At 65.3% G+C, this 18,010-nt stretch carries 12 protein-coding genes; 6 read left to right on the top strand and 6 right to left on the bottom strand.

Annotated elements, in window-relative coordinates:
• The coding region (gene alaS, locus VB734_RS12650) for an alanine--tRNA ligase (RefSeq protein WP_323243435.1) at positions 1-2,579 on the bottom strand (2,579 nt) is incomplete at its 3' end.
• Positions 2,580-2,612: 33 nt separating this feature from the next.
• On the opposite strand from alaS, the gene VB734_RS12645 reads away from it, so the two are divergent.
• The 6 genes from VB734_RS12645 (at position 2,613) to VB734_RS12620 (ending at position 10,511) form a co-directional block, all read left to right on the top strand.
• Positions 2,613-3,077 (top strand): hypothetical protein, encoded by a 465-nt coding sequence (locus VB734_RS12645; RefSeq protein ID WP_197161822.1) that lies wholly within the window; start codon positions 2,613-2,615, stop codon positions 3,075-3,077.
• Between the two features lie 147 nt (positions 3,078-3,224).
• On the top strand, positions 3,225-6,338 hold the full coding sequence (locus tag VB734_RS12640) for a DEAD/DEAH box helicase (RefSeq protein ID WP_322782265.1): 3,114 nt from the start codon (positions 3,225-3,227) through the stop codon (positions 6,336-6,338).
• A 7-nt stretch (positions 6,339-6,345) separates the two neighbouring features.
• Positions 6,346-7,650 carry a diacylglycerol kinase family protein gene (locus tag VB734_RS12635; RefSeq protein ID WP_322782264.1) on the top strand — a complete coding sequence of 435 codons (1,305 nt, stop codon included), beginning with the start codon at positions 6,346-6,348 and terminating at the stop codon, positions 7,648-7,650.
• 8 nt (positions 7,651-7,658) lie between these two features.
• Positions 7,659-9,014 carry a metallophosphoesterase family protein gene (locus VB734_RS12630; RefSeq protein ID WP_322782263.1) on the top strand — a complete coding sequence of 452 codons (1,356 nt, stop codon included), beginning with the start codon at positions 7,659-7,661 and terminating at the stop codon, positions 9,012-9,014.
• A 30-nt stretch (positions 9,015-9,044) separates the two neighbouring features.
• Positions 9,045-9,590: a molybdenum cofactor biosynthesis protein B gene (gene moaB, locus VB734_RS12625; RefSeq protein WP_322782631.1), complete on the top strand. Its 546-nt coding sequence runs from the start codon at positions 9,045-9,047 to the stop codon at positions 9,588-9,590.
• Positions 9,591-9,647: 57 nt separating this feature from the next.
• Positions 9,648-10,511: an MOSC domain-containing protein gene (locus tag VB734_RS12620; RefSeq protein ID WP_322782262.1), complete on the top strand. Its 864-nt coding sequence runs from the start codon at positions 9,648-9,650 to the stop codon at positions 10,509-10,511.
• Positions 10,512-10,539: 28 nt separating this feature from the next.
• Here VB734_RS12620 and VB734_RS12615 read toward each other — a convergent pair whose 3' ends face one another.
• The 5 genes from VB734_RS12615 to VB734_RS12595 all read right to left on the bottom strand — a co-directional run.
• Entirely contained in the window at positions 10,540-12,492 is a 1,953-nt protein-coding gene (locus VB734_RS12615; protein WP_322782261.1) for an amylosucrase, read from the bottom strand.
• A gap of 332 nt (positions 12,493-12,824) precedes the next feature.
• Positions 12,825-13,700, bottom strand: a complete 876-nt coding sequence (locus VB734_RS12610; RefSeq protein ID WP_197161804.1) for an HAD-IIB family hydrolase — start codon at positions 13,698-13,700, stop codon at positions 12,825-12,827.
• A gap of 69 nt (positions 13,701-13,769) precedes the next feature.
• Positions 13,770-15,908, bottom strand: a complete 2,139-nt coding sequence (locus VB734_RS12605) for an HAD-IIB family hydrolase (protein ID WP_322782260.1) — start codon at positions 15,906-15,908, stop codon at positions 13,770-13,772.
• 299 nt (positions 15,909-16,207) lie between these two features.
• The gene (locus VB734_RS12600; protein WP_231594543.1) at positions 16,208-17,122 is read right to left on the bottom strand and encodes an oxygenase MpaB family protein; all 915 of its coding nucleotides are present in this window, start codon (positions 17,120-17,122) and stop codon (positions 16,208-16,210) included.
• A gap of 22 nt (positions 17,123-17,144) precedes the next feature.
• The coding region (locus tag VB734_RS12595) for a chloride channel protein (protein ID WP_323243434.1) at positions 17,145-18,010 on the bottom strand (866 nt) is incomplete at its 5' end.

Here is an 18,010-nt window from a genome sequence, read left to right as displayed (position 1 = left end):
CCGCAGCGCTTCGCCACGGCGGCGATGAAGCTGCCGGCCTTCGGCCCGGCAGCGATCACCTCGGCGCCGAAGGCCGCCACCAGCACCAGCTTCGCTGGATCCTCTGGGGCGGGCAGGCCGCCCAGCACCACCGCCCCGCCTGGTCCCAGTCTCTCCTGGAGTTGCTGGGCAGCCGTCTGCAGGGCGGAGCCCTCCACCCCATCCAGCCGTGCCACCAGCACCCGGGAGGTCCCCACCTCGAGGGCATCGGCGGCCAGGGCCTCGGCCCTGGCCAGGGCCAGTTCGGAGCGGGCCGCGGCCAGCGCCCTGGACGCGGCCCTCAGCTCGTCCTGGAGACTGCTGACGCGCTCGAGGATCTCACCGGGCTGCACCTTGAAGCGATCCCCCAGGGCCCGCACCACCGTGTCCCGTTCCTTGAGGTAGTCGAGCACCGCAGGACCGGCCACGGCCTCGATGCGACGGATGCCGGCGGCCACACCGCTCTCGCTGACGATGTGGAACAGGCCGATCTCCGCGGTGTTGGCCACGTGGGTCCCACCACAGAGCTCCATCGACACCCCTGGCACATCGACGACCCGAACGGTGTCGGCATACTTTTCACCGAACATGGCCACCGCCCCTGCCGAGCGGGCTCGCTCCAGCTCCATCTCGCGCACCTCCAGGGCATGGGCGTCGGCGATCCAGCCGTTGATCCGCTCCTCGATCCGCTCCAGATCCTCCGGGCTGATGGGGTGGGGGCAGTGGAAGTCGAAACGCAGCCTCTCGAAATCCACAAGGGAACCGGCCTGGGCGATCGAGGGATCCACCAGTTGCTTCAGGGCCGCCTGCAGCAGATGGGTGGCGGTGTGGTGGGCCTGGACCCGGCGGCGGCAGGAGCGGTCCACCAGGGCGGTCACGGTGTCACCCAGGGTCAGCTCGCCCCGCTCGATCCGGCCGTGGTGGACGATCAGCTTCCGCTGGTGACTGACCGCCTCGATGCGCACGATCACACCGACCTCGGGGCCCGCCCCGGAGGACCCACCCGCCAGCACACCGCGATCGCCGATCTGGCCGCCCGATTCGCCATAGAACGGAGTGGAATCCAGCACGATCTGCACCTCATCCCCCGCCCGGGCGATCCGGGACGGCTGCCCATTCACCACCAGGGCCATCACCTGGCTGGGATGCTCCAGGGCCTCGTAACCGCGGAACTCGGTGGCCGGCAACTGCTCAGCCATGGCCTCGATCGCCCCCTGCAGGGTGAGATCGAGGCGAACCGCCGCGCCCTTGGCCCGCTGGCGCTGGGCCTCCATCGCGGCCTCGAATCCCGCCAGATCGACAGCCAGCCCGTGCTCCTCGGCGATCTCCTCGGTGAGCTCCAGGGGGAAGCCGTAGGTGTCGTAGAGCTCGAAGGCCTGCTCACCGCTGATCTGGCTCGGCCCTGCGGAGAGCACCTCCGCCAGCAGCTTTTCACCGCGCTCGAGGGTTTCCAGGAACCTGGCCTCCTCCCGGGCCAGCTCGGCCATGATCGCGTCGCGACGCTCCACCAGCTGGGGATAGGCATCCACCATCAGGGCAATGGCCGCCTCCCCCATCGCCGTGAGGAAGGGGGTGGTGATGCCCAGCAGGCGTCCATGGCGCACCACCCGCCTCAGCAGACGGCGCAGGATGTATCCCCGACCCAGATTGGAGGCGGTCACCCCGTCGGCGATCAGCTGAGTGATGGCGCGGCTGTGGTCCCCGATCACCTTCAGGGAGGTCTGTCCGCGGGCGTCGAGCTGGCTGTAGTTCACTCCCGCCAGGGTGGCGGCGGTTTCGATCAGGGGATAGATGAGGTCGGTTTCATAGTTGTTCGGCACCCCCTGCAGGATCTGGGCCATGCGTTCCAGGCCCAGGCCGGTATCGATGTTCCTGTTCTCCAGCGGCGTGAGGTTGCCCTCAGCGTCGCGGTTGAACTGCATGAAAACCAGGTTGTAGAACTCGATGAACCGGTTGTCATCCTCCAGATCGAGATGGTCGACGCCAAGCTCGGGCTTGAAGTCGTAGTAGATCTCGGAACAGGGGCCGCAGGGTCCTGTCGGGCCCGACACCCAGAAGTTGTCGGCCTCCCCCAGGCGCACGATCCGCCGGGGATCGACCCCCACCACATCACGCCAGATCGCCTCGGCTTCGTCGTCGTCGCGAAAGACGCTCACCACCAGATGCCCCGGTTCCAGGCCGTACACCGTGGTCGCCAGCTCCCAGGCCCAGGTCATCGCTTCGGTCTTGAAGTAGTCGCCGAAGGAAAAGTTGCCCAGCATCTCGAAGAACGTGTGATGCCTGGCCGTGCGGCCCACGTTCTCGATGTCATTGGTGCGGATGCACTTCTGGCTGCTGGTGGCTCGCGGCGCCGGGGGTTGCGTCTGCCCCAGGAACACCGGCTTGAACGGCAGCATCCCGGCGATGGTGAGCAACACCGTGGGGTCGTCGGGCACCAGTGAGGCGCTGGCCATGCGCCGGTGCCCCCTGGCCTCGTAGAAGGCCAGAAAGGCCTCGCGGATCTCGGCACCGCTGTGGGGGCGGGAGCGCCGCCCGGAGCGGCTGGAGGTGGTGGCAGCCATGGCCGGACGAGGCAGATCAACCCTGAAGAGGGCATGATCGCCCAGCACAGGCCCTTACCGATTCGCGCTGTCCCCGTGCCCGCCCTGACGGCCCCAACCGACCATCGCGCCCAGCTGCGGCTGCAGTCGATCGCCTGGGCTTTGCTGGCGGGCGCCACCGCCCTGGCCCTGGCCCTGGTGCTGGGACTGAGACCGGCCCTGCGGGCGGGGGGTTGTGGCTTCTTCTACGGCCTGCTGGCCTTCCACCTGCAGCGGGTCGATCCAGACGACAGCCATTTGCAGGCGGGGCTGGTGGGGGCGGTCTGCGGCATCCGCAGCCTTGGCACCAGTCCCGAGCTGCCGTCCGTCGGGGAGCTTCTGGGCGAGGGGGGGCTGCGCCTGCTGCCGGGGCTGGCTCTGGAGCTGCTGCTGGTCTGGCTGCCCCTCTGGCTGCCCCTGGCGGGCAGTGCCCTCGTGCTTCAGGCTCTGCAGCGCTGGCTGCCGCCTCTGAGGCCCTAGCTGCAGCCTGAGGGCGCACCATCCGGCAGAGTGCCCTGGGAGTCGCTCAGCTCATGCGAGCCGAGGCGATGTCCGTGGTCGATGTCCGTGGTTGCTGCCGGTGTTCACGATGCGACGCCACACCTGGTCTGAGCGGGCTCAGAGGCCATGACCCTGCTGCACGCCACCTGGCTGTCGGCCGAGACGTCCGCCGTGCCCGCCCTGGGGGGCGGCTACCGGCCGGGGCTTCTGCTCTGGGCCGACACCTGGCGTGTGGCGGAACCCCGGACACCGGCCAGCGAGCCGCCCGGGCACCCCCTCAGCCTCGACCAGGACGACCTGGGCGCCTGGCTTGAAGAGACGGACCTGTGGACGGAGGATTTCCGCCCGGCGGGTGCCACCCTCTGCCTGCCCAGCCGCCGCCAGGGGGCCAGGGGGAAAAGGAAAACCGACACCAGCAGCTGGAGCGGCCTGCCCCTGCAGGCGGGCGAACCGATCCCGAAATCGGTGGAGTGGTGGCCCTGGCGGGTGGAGGGCTGGTGGCTCGAGCCCGGCGCTGCCACCGTCTGGCTGGGACGACTTCCCCTCTCGGGAGACCATCCCGATCTGGCCGATGACCTGCGCTGGTGGAGCCACCTGCAGCGCTGGTCGCTGAGCCTGCTGGCCCGGGGCCGGCTGCTGCCCCAGGTGGAGGGAGGCCGCGCCCGCTGGCTGCCCTTGATCAACCGTGAGGACGACCGGCGCCGCCTGGAGGATCTGGCCTCGCGTCTGCCCCAGGTGGCGGTGGCGGCCCTGGAGCCCGGACAGGGGGAGGCCGGTGTGGCGATGGCGTGCTGGCGTCCGGGGTCCGGGCGGCGGCGGCTGGCCTCGATCCTCACGCATCTGGTGGATGCGCGCATGCGTGCGGGCTTCACCCCCAGCCAGGACGGGCTGGATCCGCTGCTGGCGGCCTGGCAGAGGGCCCTCGGCCCCGGTGACGGCCGCCTCGATCTCGGGGACGACGACTGCGAACGGCTGCAGGTGGCCACTCACCACTGGCGCGAAGCGGTGGCTGGCCGGGTCGAGCCGGCCCGGGCCTGTCTTGAGCTCGACACCCCCGACGAGGGTGAGGATCTCTGGCCCCTGCGCTTCAGCCTCCAGGCCGAGGCCGATCCGAGCCTGCTTCTGCCCGCAGCCGGGGTCTGGGCCGCCGGGGCTGGGTGCCTGCAGCTGGGTGAGACCGAACTCCAGCAGCCCGGTGAACTGCTGCTGGAGGGCCTCGGGAGGGCCCTGCAGGTGTTCGAGCCGATCGAGCGGGGGCTCGACACCGCCACACCGGAGCGGATGGCCCTCACCCCGGCCGAAGCCTTCGTGCTGGTGCGCACCGCCGCGCTGAAACTGCGCGATGTGGGCGTCGGCGTGGTCCTGCCCCCCAGCCTCAGCGGCGGCCTGGCCAGCCGGCTCGGCCTGGCGATCGAGGCCGACCTGCCCGAGCGCTCCCGGGGCTTCAGCCTCGGTGAAAGTCTGCAGTGGAGCTGGGAGCTGATGATCGGCGGCGTCACGCTCACCCTGCGTGACCTGGAGCGGCTGGCTGGCAAGCGCAGCCCGCTGGTGCAGCACAAGGGGGCCTGGATCGAGCTGCGTCCGGGTGATCTGCGCAACGCCGAGAAGTTCTGCGGCCTCGATCCGGTCCTCAGCCTCGATGACGCCCTGCGCCTGACCGGCAACGAGGGGGAGACCCTGCAGCGGCTGCCGGTGCACCGCTTCACGGCGGGCCCGAGGCTGAAGGCGGTGCTGGAGCAGTACCACCAGCAGAAGGCCCCCGATCCCCTGCCGGCCCCCGAGGGCTTCGCCGGTCAGCTGCGGCCTTACCAGGAGCGTGGCCTGGGCTGGCTGGCCTTCCTGCACCGCTTCGATCAGGGGGCCTGCCTGGCCGACGACATGGGTCTGGGCAAGACGATCCAGCTGCTGGCCTTCCTGCAGCACCTCAAGGCGGAGCAGGAACTGAAGCGGCCCGTGCTGCTGGTGGCCCCCACCTCGGTGCTCACCAACTGGCTGCGCGAGGCGAAGGCCTTCACCCCGGAGCTGAGCGTGGTGGAGCACTACGGCCCCCGGCGGCCCTCCACACCCGCCGCCCTGAAGAACAAGCTGGACGGGGTGGATCTGGTGCTCACCAGCTACGGACTGCTGCAGCGCGACAGCGAAGTGCTGCGCAGCCTCGACTGGCAGGGGGTGGTGATTGATGAGGCCCAGGCCATCAAGAATTCCTCGGCCCGGCAGTCGCAGGCGGCCCGCGAGCTGGCCCGGCCCCTCAAGCAGAGCCGCTTCCGCATCGCCCTCACCGGAACGCCGGTGGAGAACCGGGTGAGCGAACTCTGGGCCCTGATGGATTTTCTCAACCCGAAGGTGCTCGGGGAAGAGGAGTTCTTCCGCCAGCGCTACCGCCTGCCGATCGAGCGCTACGGCGACATGGCCTCGGTGCGCGACCTCAAGGCGCGGGTCGGCCCGTTCATCCTGCGGCGCCTCAAGACCGACCGCTCGATCATCTCCGACCTGCCCGAGAAGGTGGAACTGAAGGAGTGGGTTGGACTCTCACCCGAGCAGGTCAAGCTCTACCGCCGCACCGTGGATGAGACCCTCGATGCAATCGCGCGGGCACCCGTGGGCCAGAAGCACGGCCAGGTGCTGGGGCTGCTCACCAAGCTCAAGCAGGTCTGCAACCACCCGGCCCTGATGCTCAAGGAAGGGGAGGTGGGGGACGGCTTCAGCGCCCGCTCGGCCAAGTTGCAGCGGCTCGAGGAAATCGTCGAGGAAGTGATCGCGGCCGGCGACCGGGCCCTCCTGTTCACCCAGTTCGCCGAATGGGGCCACCTGCTCCAGACCCACCTGCAGCAGCGCTTCCACCAGGAGGTGCCCTTTCTCTATGGCAGTACCAGCAAGGGGGAGCGTCAGGCGATGGTGGATCGCTTCCAGGACGACCCCCGGGGACCACAGCTGTTCCTGCTCTCGCTCAAGGCAGGCGGCGTGGGGCTCAACCTCACCCGGGCCAGCCATGTGTTCCACATCGACCGCTGGTGGAACCCGGCGGTGGAGAACCAGGCCACCGACCGCGCGTACCGCATCGGCCAGACCAACCGCGTGATGGTGCACAAGTTCATCACCAGCGGCTCGGTGGAGGAGAAGATCGACCGGATGATCCGCGAAAAGGCCCGCCTGGCCGAGGACATCGTCGGCAGCGGCGAGGAGTGGCTGGGCGGCCTCGACCCCGGTCAGCTGCGCGACCTTGTGGCCCTGGAGGAGTGATCCGGCCATGCCCAACGCCCTGGCCCTGCTGGCCGGCGAGGACCAGCTCAACACCCTGATCAGCTGGCTGGCCAGGCACCAGGTCTCCCTGGCGGGGTTCCCCCTGCTGGCGCCGGCGGAGCTGGCCGATGTGCTGGCACGGGATGGTCGTACCGCCTCCCTGGTGGTCAGCCCCCTCGCGCCGCTGGCGGCCGGCGGCGACATCCAGCTCGCGGAGCGGGTTCTCTCCGGCGAGGTGAGCGCCGTGCTGTTCTTCGTCGACCCAGCGGCGCCCCCGGGCCGCGCGCCGGATCTGAACCTGCTGCTGCGGGCCTGCAGCCTCACCGACACGGCCCTGGCCCTGAACGCGGCCACCGCGGAGCTGGCCCTGCGCGGGCTGGCCCGCAGCCGCCTGGCCTATCTGATCTTCAACCCGGTGGCCGGTCAGGGGGATCCCAACCAGGATCTGGCCCTGATCCGCACCATCCTCGAGCCTCAGATCCTGCTGCAGGTGGTGCTGACCAGGCCGGACCGCGACCCCGCCGATCAGACCCGGGAACTGGTGGACATCCTTCAGGCCCGGCCTGCCACCGAGATCGGCGAGGTCATGATCCTGGCCTCCGGCGGGGATGGCACCGTCTCGGCCGTGGCGGGTGCGGTGATGGAGGCCGGCATTCCCCTGGGGGTGATCCCCCGTGGCACCGCCAACGCCTTCGCCACGGCCCTGAACATCCCCACCGACCTGGAGGCCGCCTGCCTGACGATCCTGGCCGGGCAGACCCGGGTGGTGGACGCAGCTCGCTGCAACGGCACTCCGATGGTGCTGCTGGCGGGGGTCGGCTTCGAAGCGGGGATGGTGGACCGGGCCACCCGGGACCTCAAGACCATGCTCGGTCCCCTGGCCTATGTGCTTGCCGGCGCGCAGCAGCTGGCCAGCCAGGAACCCTTCCAGGCCAGGCTCGAGATCGATGGCCAGGTGACGGAGCTCCAGACGGGCGCCATCACCGTGGCGAACGTGGCGCCGGCCACCTCGGTGCTGGCCCAGGGCTTCGGCCGGGTGATCCCCGACGACGGCCTGCTCGAGATCACCATCGCCTCCCCCACGAACCGGCTGCAGGGCCTGAACACCTTCGCCTCGCTGGTGGCGTCGGCGGTGGTGCGCTCCCCCACCAACCGGCCCGATCTGCTCTGTCTGCGCGCACGGTCGATCACGATCAGCACCGATCCCCCCCAGAAACTGGTGATCGACGGCGAACTGCTCGAGGACAATCCGATCAGCATCACCTGCCTGAGCGGGGCCCTCACCGTGTTCGCCCCCCTGCCCGTGAGCTGAGACCCGCGATGACCCTGGCGTCCGAGGCGAGCATTGCCGCCAAGATCGAGCGCATGGATGCCAGGGTGCGGAGGGGCCACCCCGCCCTGAGGCGTCGCGGCATCGACCAGACGCGACTGGCCATCGCTTCGGCACCCGACGGTGACGAGGCCTTCAGCTTCCTGGCCCTGGGCGACAGCGGCTCCGGGCGCTACGGACCCGGCAGCCCGCAGCGGCAGGTGGCCGAGCTGCTCCAGGCCCAGCGTGATGGTGTGGGGTTTGTGCTTCACACCGGCGATGTGGTGTACCTGGTGGGCTCCAGCGAGCAGTATCCGCGCAACTTCATCCAGCCTTACAGAGAATGGCTGGTGGGCGGGGACGACTGGCGCAGCCTTCGCTTCGACCGGCTCACCTTTCGCCTGCCGTTCCTGCCGGTGCCAGGCAACCACGATTACTACGACCTGTCGGTGCCGCTGCTCCTCCTGGCCGGGATCTCAAGCCCTGTGCGCCGGCTCCTGCCGAGGATCGACTTCGATGTTGGGCGCCATGGATCGCGCGTGGGCGAGGCCTATGCCCGCGCCTTCCTCGACGGGCTGGCCGCGCTTCCGGAGGAGCGGCTCGGGGACCACCTGGACCGGCATTACACCGCCACTCACGACGGCCATCGCTGCCTGGACTACCGCCCAGGCCAGTTCACGCGCCTGCCCAACCGCTACTACACGTTCCGCTGGGCGGGGGTCGATGTGTTCGCCCTCGACTCGAACACCTTCGATCGGCCTCCACCCCGGGCCCAGGAGGACTCCGGCGAAGACGGCACGCAACTGGCCTGGCTGCGGGAGTCCCTGGTGGCGTCGTGGCAGAACCCGCGGGTTCGGGGCCGGATTCTCGTTCTGCACCATCCCCCCTACGCCACCGAAGCCAGCAAGTGGCAGGAACCGCAGACCCTGGCGGTGCGCCGGCATCTGCGCGCGGTGCTGGATCAGGTGGCCGCCCGGGTCGGCCCATCCACGGCCCGGCGGCCTCTGCTGAATCTGGTGCTCACCGGCCATGCCCACTGCCTGGAACTCCTTCGCAGCGGCTCCACCGGCCATGGCGACAGCCACATTCCCTGGCTGATCTGCGGCGGAGGCGGCTACAGCCTGCGCCGCCAGCGGGCCCAGGGGAACACGCTGCTGGAAGGCCCACCGGGCGAGGAGCGGGTCGTGGCCCACTCCGAGCTGTTCGTGGGGCGATCGGGCCATGGCAGCAAGCTCCGGCGGCGCTTCTCCGCGCTTCGGGTCGATGTCGCGGCCGGGTCCCCGCTGCGGCTCACGCTCACGCCACTGCTGGCGGAACAGGTGTCGGGGCGCTGGCGCAGCGGCCCCATGGAGCCGATCACCCTCTAGAGAAGAGAGGTCCGCCGTCCGATGCCCTCGGTGTCCCTCGCCATCGCCCTGCTCACGGTCTCGGATCGACGCAGCGCCGATCCGGGCAGCGGTGATCCCTCCGGTGATGCCCTGCTGCAGAGGCTGGAAGCCGCGGGCCATCAGCTCGCCGAGCGGAAGCTCGTTCCCGACAACCGCTACGCCATCCGCGCCGTTGTCAGCGGCTGGATCGCCGATCCCCGCGTGCAGGTGGTGATCAGCAGCGGCGGCACCGGTCTCACAGGCCGGGACGGCACACCGGAAGCGGTGGCGCCCCTGCTCGACAAGACGATCGATGGCTTCGGGGAACTGTTCCGGGTGCTCTCGTTCGAGGCGATCGGCACGAGCACACTGCAGAGCCGGTGCCTGGCGGGGGTGGCCAACGCCACGATCCTCTTCGTGCTGCCCGGCTCCCTCGATGCGGTGAGCACCGCCTGGGACCGCCTGATCGGTGCCCAGCTCGAGAGCAGCACCCAGCCCTGCAACCTGGTGCAGCTGCTGCCACGCCTGGGTGAGGACCCGCTGCGTCCGGCCACGGCGCCGAAAGGTGTGGGCTGAACCTCGTGTGGGCGATGCGACAGCTGGAATGGGCCTCAACTGAAGGCGGGCGCTGAGATGGCGGAGCGACGGGCAGAGCCGCAGCTGAACGAGCCGCCGGTGGGAGAGCTGGTGGGGCAGGTGGACGCCATCTGGCGCTACCCGGTGAAGTCGATGCTGGGGGAGCGGCTGACCACCGTCAGCGTCGGCAGGTCAGGCCTCTGCGGCGACCGGGCCTATGCCCTCTGGGACCACGGCAGCGGCCGGGTGGCCAGCGCCAAGAATCCGCGTCTCTGGAAGGACCTGCTGAGCTGCAGCGCCCGCTACGTGGAACCGCCGCTCGCCGGGCAGGCTCCACCGGCGGTGGCGATCACGACCCCCGCAGACACTTTGCTGAGCAGCGATCCCGAGGTCAGCGCGAGGCTTTCCGACTGGCTGGGGCGCCAGGTCAGCCTGCTGGATCAGCCGCCGGAGGGCGCCAGCCTGGATCAGTACTGGCCTCCGGTGCCTCAGAGGGCCTTTCAGGATGTGGTGAACGAACTTGTGCTGCCCAGCGGCACCTTCTTCGATTCCTGCCCCCTGCACGCCATCAGCACCGCCACTCTGGAACGGCTTCGGACGCTGGAGCCCCAGCTCGATTTCGCTGTGGAGCGGTTCCGCCCGAACCTGCTGATCCAGCCGGAGAGCGGCGACAGCGGCTTCCTCGAGGAAGCCTGGATCGGCTGCACCCTTCGCCTCGGCCGGGAGCTGCGTCTGCGGGTCGATGACGGCTGTCCGCGCTGCGTGGTCACCACCCTCAGCCAGGGTGATCTTCCAGAAGACCTGGAGATCCTGCGGGCCACGGCACGTCACAACAAGGTGGTGGCCGGCATCCGCCTGAGCGTGGTCACACCTGGTGAGGTGCAGGTGGGTGATCCTGTGGTGCTGGAGGGTGAAACATGAGCCAAGCCGAGCCTGGCTCAGGGGCCGATCAGTTCTCGCTCAGCCAATAGAACTGTCCACCCTGCAAGGCAATGCACCCCTCGTACTGGGAGGGCCGCACACCGGTGTAGAGATCCACATAGGTTCCGCGGGGGTTGATGCCATAACGGCTGTAGCTCTCCAGCTCCAGGCGCTGGGGATGATCATCGAAGTTCGCCACCACGAAGACCTTGTCTGAGGTCCTCAGCGGGTTGAAGCGCAGATAGCAGAGGAGATGCTCGTTGTCCGAGTGCAGCAGCTCACGGTTGTTGAAATCTGCAAAAGCCGAGATCTCCTTTCGAATGGAGATCATCCGCTTCATGGCCGTGAAAATCCTGCATTCCACTGAGCCGCGCTGATGCCGAAGTGCAGCCTTCTCCCAGTCAATCTTGGAGCGATGCACCCAGCGACTATCGTTCGCCTTGCTCGGATCACTGCTGTAGCTGTAGTCGTTGAGAAGGCCCAGAGCGTCCCCATTGTAAAGAAGAGGAATCCCGCCGAACGACATGATCACGCCATTGAGAAGAAGAATCTTGGCAATCGCACGGTCGATCCTGCCCTGATCTCCACTCTCCAGAGCAGACTCAAGCCCGGCCAGGGACGCCAGGGACCCGCAGATGCGCGCATCTCCGGTGAACTCATTGCGCATGAACACCAGCCCCCTGGATGTATCATCATACTTTCCACTGAAATAATCGATCAGGAACATTCGATGGGAATGAGGTTCATAACCCACAGCCGCAATATCTCGATCATCAAAGCCAAAACCAATATCGTCATGACAGCGCACATAGGTCAGCCAGGTGGCGCGATCCAGCTTGGATGGAAGGCTCTTGATGCCCTCACGCAACAACTTCGTGTTCTTGGTTGCGATGCCATCCCAGAGGAGAGCCATCAGTGTGGCATTGTAGGCAATCTCACATTCTTTGGCAACAATTGCATCTTCTCCAAAATATTTTGCCAGTTCACCAGGAGCGACAATGGCCTCAGCAATGAAGAGAACGCCAGGAGCCGTGACCTGGCAACAGTCCTTCAGGAGCTGCAGGATCAGATGTGCCTTTCTCTCATTCTGACAAGTTGATCCCATCTTTTTCCAGAGGAATGCAACGGCGTCAAGGCGCAGAACATCCACGCCTTGATTGGCCCAGAACAGCACGATCGCGAGGATCTCGATGAAGACGTCCGGATTGCGATAGTCCAGATCCCACTGGTAGTCGTGAAAAACGGTCATTACCCAACGTCCCATCTCCTCGTTCCAGGTAAAATTACCCGGATCCGTTTCAGGGAAAACCTCTGGCATTCCCTGCTCGAAGACGTCGGGGACCGAACGGTCTTCAAAGGTGAGATAGTAGTTCTGATAGTGAGGGTCGCCGGCCTTGGCCTTGAGCGCCCATTCATGCTCATCGGAGGTATGGTTGAGCACGATATCGAGCACCAACAGGATGTCGTTTTTCCGGAATTGCTCCGATATTTTCTGAAAATCGTTGAGATCACCCACCCTGCCATCAATTTCCCGGAAATTACTGATGGCATAACCGCCATCGCTCTTGCCGATTGGACACTTCAAAATGGGCATGATGTGAACCATGTTCACACCCAGCTCCTGAAAATAGCCAATTTTATTGGCTAGATCAGCCAGGTTTTCAGCAAAGCCGTTGGTGTACAGGGCCATGCCCACCCATTTCTGCGACAGGAACCAGTTGTGGTCCTGCTCGCGACTCATGTCCAGCCGCTCGGACTCCTCTGATCGGTAGATATAGCCTTCGGCCATAGTTTCAACCAGGCGCACCATCTGGGCCTGAAAATCGTCGCGGTCGCCATAAAGAGTGGAGAACAGCGAATGAATAGCATAAAAGTTCGCGCCCAGTCTTGTGTAGAAATGACGGAGGTTCTGTCGCTTGATTTCCGGTCTGAGTTCGTCCAGAATCGAGTTCAACAGTGAATGAGAGATCTGTTCGTACATCAGAGAATCAACAGTTGAACAAAAAGAATCTGGAGGGAGGGCTGGAACCCAACCCGCGCCGGTCGGAGGTGACTTGGCCGCCTGGCGTGACCGGCAGCGAGTTCAGAACCGAGAAGCATCCTCCGAAAAGGATAGAAAGAAGCACCAACAGTTCGTGCGTCTAAGTTCCGAACAGGTGTTACTGAGCGGGCAGAGGAAGCGGGTGGAGCAGGAGGCCGAAAGTCGGGCAAGGCCCCGCCGATGACCATGGGAGCGAAAATAAGGCGCGGGGGTCGGGGAAAGAAGCCTTCAGCGGTGTTGGCTCACGCCTCGCTGAAGGTCCCCGTGAAGGGTCAGGTGATCCAGTCCTTTGTTTCGGGATGATAGTGAACCAGACCTTCCAGAATCCCAGCGCTGTAGTTTCCATTCATGCCCAGGAAGTTACCCTTGGCCAGATACAAGAAGTCTGCTGTACTGCGATCCCGTGAACTGGCTTCAGCCTCTCGAATCACATCCGGATGGGCATTGGCCACCAACACGGAAGGAACTGAACTCACCAGAACCGGCAGGTCATTGCCGCTGTCACCCGCAAATACAGTGTTGGTGGTCGTCACGCCCAGGCTCTGCATCAGGAATTCCACCGCATGAAGCTTGGTGGCCCGCTGAGGCAGGACATCGAGCAGACCCACTTGCGCCTGCTCATCCACGCTGTAGATCAGACTTGAATGAGCCCCCAACTCCTGGAGCCTGGCTCCCATGTCCTGCCGAAGCGTATCAAGATCGAAACCGAGTGGAAGGTAGTAACTCACCTTGTAACGGCTCTGCCGAGCAGGCTCCTGAAGCACAAGGCCATGGATCGAGGTGAGGGCCTCAGCGATCTGCTCGTTGACGAGTCGAGGCCAGTCCAGGGCGATGTCCTCCTCCCAGGCACTGGACTGGATCCAGGTGGTTGGGTCCTTGTTTTGTCCCTGATCATTCCCTTCACCCGCCTCGTTCAACTGATAGAGCTTGCTGCCCACATCGCCGATCACCCAGTCAGGCCTGGGAATGCCGAAGTCCGTGATGGCCTGCTCAACCAGGGCCAGATCCCGGCCCGACACGTAGGCCAGCGTGACCTCCGGGCGGGAGGCCACCGCAGCAAACCGCTCACGGGCGTGCGGCGACTCCTCAAGATCACCGTTGGGCAAAAGGGTGCGATCAAGGTCGGTACAGATCAGGAGCTGGGTCATGAAAAAAGCTGAAGCATGGACTGGAACACTCGTGATTGATCAGGGGACAGCCAAACGACTCATGGCTGGTCAGAAAAAACCATAGTGGCGGATCGCTTCAAGAATTCCCCAGGCATGGGCGCCATTGGCAAAGTAAACCTGTTCATTCTCACTGAGGTTGGAGAGCTCTTCCTGGTGGCGGTTGGCTACAACAACACCGAGCGTATTACCACGTAGCATGTCAGCATCTCCTCCCGATCCACCCGTCACCAAGGTGCGGTCAAGAGGAATATTGTATTGACTGGCGACATAACGTAAAGCCTGACCTTTCGAGGCTCGCGCAGGAACGATATCGAGATACTGGCCGAACGACAACGTCGCATTCACTGAAAGCTCCTGTTGCCTGAGCAAACCCAGAATCTCGTCCAGCGGCGGAGCGATTTGGGCATCATAAAAATACGACACCTTGAAGCGGCTCTGTTCATTCTTGGGCTGTGGTGAAAGCCCTGGCAGGGATTCCAGGGCTCGACGCAGCACCTGGGGTGTCCAGGAGTGATCAATGTGGTAGCTCCAGGCGATGTCGGCAAACAACTCCGAGGTGTAATAGATCTCCGTCCCCAGGCTGGTGATCAGCACATCGGGCGTGGGGATACTGTTGCGTTTGAGGATGGTCAGCACGGAATCCAGGCGCCGGCCCGTGGCGATGCCGAAGAGGAACTGGCGGCGATGGGTTCGCACCACCTTGGCGAACTGCTCCAACGCTTCCGCATCGCCAAGAAGGGTGTTGTCGAGGGCGGTGAACAGCGCCCAATTCCGGTAGCTGCTGAATTGGTGGGTCGACGGAACCTGTGTCAGCGGCTTTCGCTTGGAGACCAGCGGCTGCACCATGGCCAGGTAGGCCTTGGCGTGAGCCTCCCAGGAGTAGAAGCGGGCAATGTTGCGCAGACCATTGCTAGAGAACTCCTGCCAACGCGCCGGCTTCTGAAGAATGGAGAGCAACGCATCAGCGATGGCCTCACGGCTGAGCGGATCCACCAGCAGGCCGTTGCGGCAGTTGCCGATGATGTCGACAGGACCGCCGTTCTCGGTGGCCACCAGGGGCAGTCCGCTGGCGGCGGCCTCCAGGAGGGTGAGTCCGAAAGGCTCGGTCAGGGCGGGATTCACGAAAACTCCCCTGGAGGCCGCCGCCAGGCGGTAGATCTCAGGAACGTTCTCAGCAGAGTGATGCTTGGGGAGGGCTACTTTTCCGTAAAGCTCATAGACATCAATCACCCAGAGCAATTCAGTCAACACCGACTGAGCCCCATCATTGAGCTCGCGGATGTCATCGCGGTTGCCGGCCACGATCACAAGATTGGCCAGCTCCTGCAAGCTCTTGGTCTGGCCATAGGCCTCAAGCAACGAAACAATGTTCTTGCGCTCGTCCGGCCGTGACAGCGCCAGGATCATCGGCTTGGCCGGATCACGCAGAAACAGGTTGAGCGTGTTCTGAAACGCCCGCGATTCAGCAGGCTGGCCCTCGATGGGGGGATGGAACTGCTCGAGATCAGTCCCCGGCGGAATCACCGCCATCTTCTCAGGAGTGTAATAATCATAAAGCTCATATTGACTTTCGATCTCATTGCGGGTGCTGGTGATCACCAATTCAGCACAACTCAATGTATCTTCCTCAGCGCTGATTCGCGCCTGCATGTGATAGCGCTGCTCGATCTGCTCAATGCCCATACCCACGGCAAGAAGGCGACGGTACTTATCGCGACCAAGGGAGTGGCCTGTATGCACCAGTGGCAGTCCTGTGAGATTCGCCAGACGGACTCCTACATATCCGGCATCGGCATAGTGGGTATGGATGACGTCCGGAAGGCGCGACTGCTCACTCAGCCAGGTGTAGAGATGGTCAGCGAAGCTGTCCATGTGTGGCCAGAGCTGCTCCTTCGGTATGTACTCATCTGGTCCGGCCTTGATCCGGACGATCTGAAGATTCTCGGAGAGCTTCTCAACGGGAGCTTTGTAATCAGGGCTGATGGCCTCATCGACGACCAGCCGTGTCACCAGATCAACCCGCTCGACCCCCTCCTGCCTGGACAGAGCCTTGGCGAGCTCCACAACGTATTTTGTTTGTCCCCCCGTATCGGCATCTCGACCGAGCTCGAGATCCTGCCCTCGAATCAATCCATGCACACTGATGAGCAGAATATAGAGACCACTGGTACTGGCCGTATCTACCATGATTGCCCGGAAGAAAGTGATTCAAATAAGCTTGTCAACCGACCGACAAGGACTGCATGGCAGAAACCGCCCTTGTCAATCACCATGAACACTGATGCAAAAATCAAAACTCAGAGAGGGAAGCATGCGGAAAGCACGGGAAACGAAACCATGCAGAGAAGCGTGCAAAAGCAACTTCCCATTGATCAATCCATGAATTGATAATACATATTTCCGGGCATTCCGTCAAGTCTTTATCGCATCATGGGAACTTTCATTCAGAGATAGCAAACCAGCAGGAGTGCGAACGCCCCGGCGTGTCAGTCGCCGGCAGAGGGGTCCCGCCCATCCCCGGGCGCGCTGGACGGGGGCGTGTTGAGGCGAGCCAGCAAGGCCGGTGGACCCAGCTGCTCGAGGGAAAACCGAGGGCCATAACTGGGTGTGGGACGATCGGAATAGAAGCGGGCCTCGCCTGGGGGCCTCCAGCGCGCAAGCGCTGCAGCCAGGACGCTGCGCAGTTTCAGGGCCATCAGCACCAGTCTCTGAACCCAGCTGGGCGCCTCGCTCCAGCCCAGGCTGTCGGTCACCGGGGCCGTGAGCAGACCCATCAGCAGGCGGCGCGCGAGCGGCCGCAGGGGAGCCGGCCAGTCCTCGAGCAACATCGCCAGGGTGGCGTCGGCAATGCGCTGGTTGCTGGCGGTGTAGCGGAAGTGCTGGACCTCCACGCGGCGGTTCCACTCCAGCAGCTCCGTCAGGCTGGGCGGGATCCCCGCGATGCCCATCCGGGTGCCCACCACCGCCCAGAAGCGGAACAGGTGGTCCTGCTCCAGCCGGGTGAGCGGTCTCCAGCCATAACGGGCCATCCAGCGGATCGGTTCCGCCACGAAGGTGGAGAGCACATAGAGAGAGTCGTCGTTGCTGATGGCGAAGTGAGCGTGGATGCGGTTCATCCGCTCGATCACCGCCGCCCCCGCGGTGCTGTCGGGCCCATGCCTGAGCAGCTCCGCCACCATCAATCCGGTGTCGTCATAGCGCTTGCGGGGGCGGGCCTCGAACTCACCGCTGCGTTGCAGCAGGCCGGAGATCGAGGGCAGACAGAAGGTCTTGAGCAGGGCCAGCTCCAGGGAGCGGGTCATGTCCCAGGGGAAGCTGATCCCCGCCAGCCGGTGACAGGTGGCGCTGGCCTCCTGGTTTCCGGCCACCGCCGGGGCCGCTGCATCGAGAGTCAGATCCACCTCCCGGACACCAGTCTCGAGGCTATCGAGTCCGGAAAGCCTCCACCTGCACCTCGTTCCAGCTGGGGCCGCCCAGCCAGCGGCCCATGGCCGCCGCGATGGCCGAAGCCGTGAGCAGCCACGGCAGCAGAACGGCATTGCCCTGGAGGGTGAACACGAACAGGGCGCAGAACAGCGGCGTACGGCAGGCCCCGCTGAAGAGGGCAGCCGCGGCCACTCCCGCCAGAGCCGCCTGCTGCTGCTCGGGCAAGGCGCCGAGCCATGGGGTCACCAGCACAGCCCCGAGGGTCATCGAGTCATGCATCAGTCCTCCGGGGGCCCCGATCGCAATGCTGAGCAGGGGTCCCAGCAGGCGCGGCACAGCCGCCCACCACCCAGTTGCGGGTGCGCCGGCCAGGGCCGGTCCCAGGGCGAGGGAGCCGTCGTTGAGACTGAGCCCTCCGCTTAGCACGGCCAGCAGCGCGAGGCTCAGGGTGATCCCCACAGCGGTGAGCCAGCGGAAGCGGTCGCGCAGTCGCTGGGCCAGCCAGCCGGAGAGGGGGATGAGCAGGCGCACCAGCAGGACTCCCAGCAGAGCCGTGACCAGGGTGATCAGCAACGCCAGCGGCAGCAACCGCAGCTCCAGAGCCGCGCCCATGCCCTCCGCCAGGCGGGCCGGCTGACCCAGCCGCGAGTTGAGTGCCCCGCCGAGCCCCCCAAGGATCAGGGTCGGCACCATCAGCGGCAAGCCATGGACGGCGCTGAGTTCCTCCAGGGCATAGGCGGCTCCCAGCAGGGGAGAGCGGAAGGCCGCCCCAAGGCCGGCGCCACCCCCGATGGCGGCCACCAGGGCCACAGGCAGCTGCTGCAGCACAAGGAAGCGGCGGCGCAGCGCCAGCAGCATGGAGG

Source organism: Synechococcus sp. BA-124 BA4, from assembly GCF_034931165.1.
This window is presented reverse-complemented; position numbering and strand designations above follow the sequence as displayed.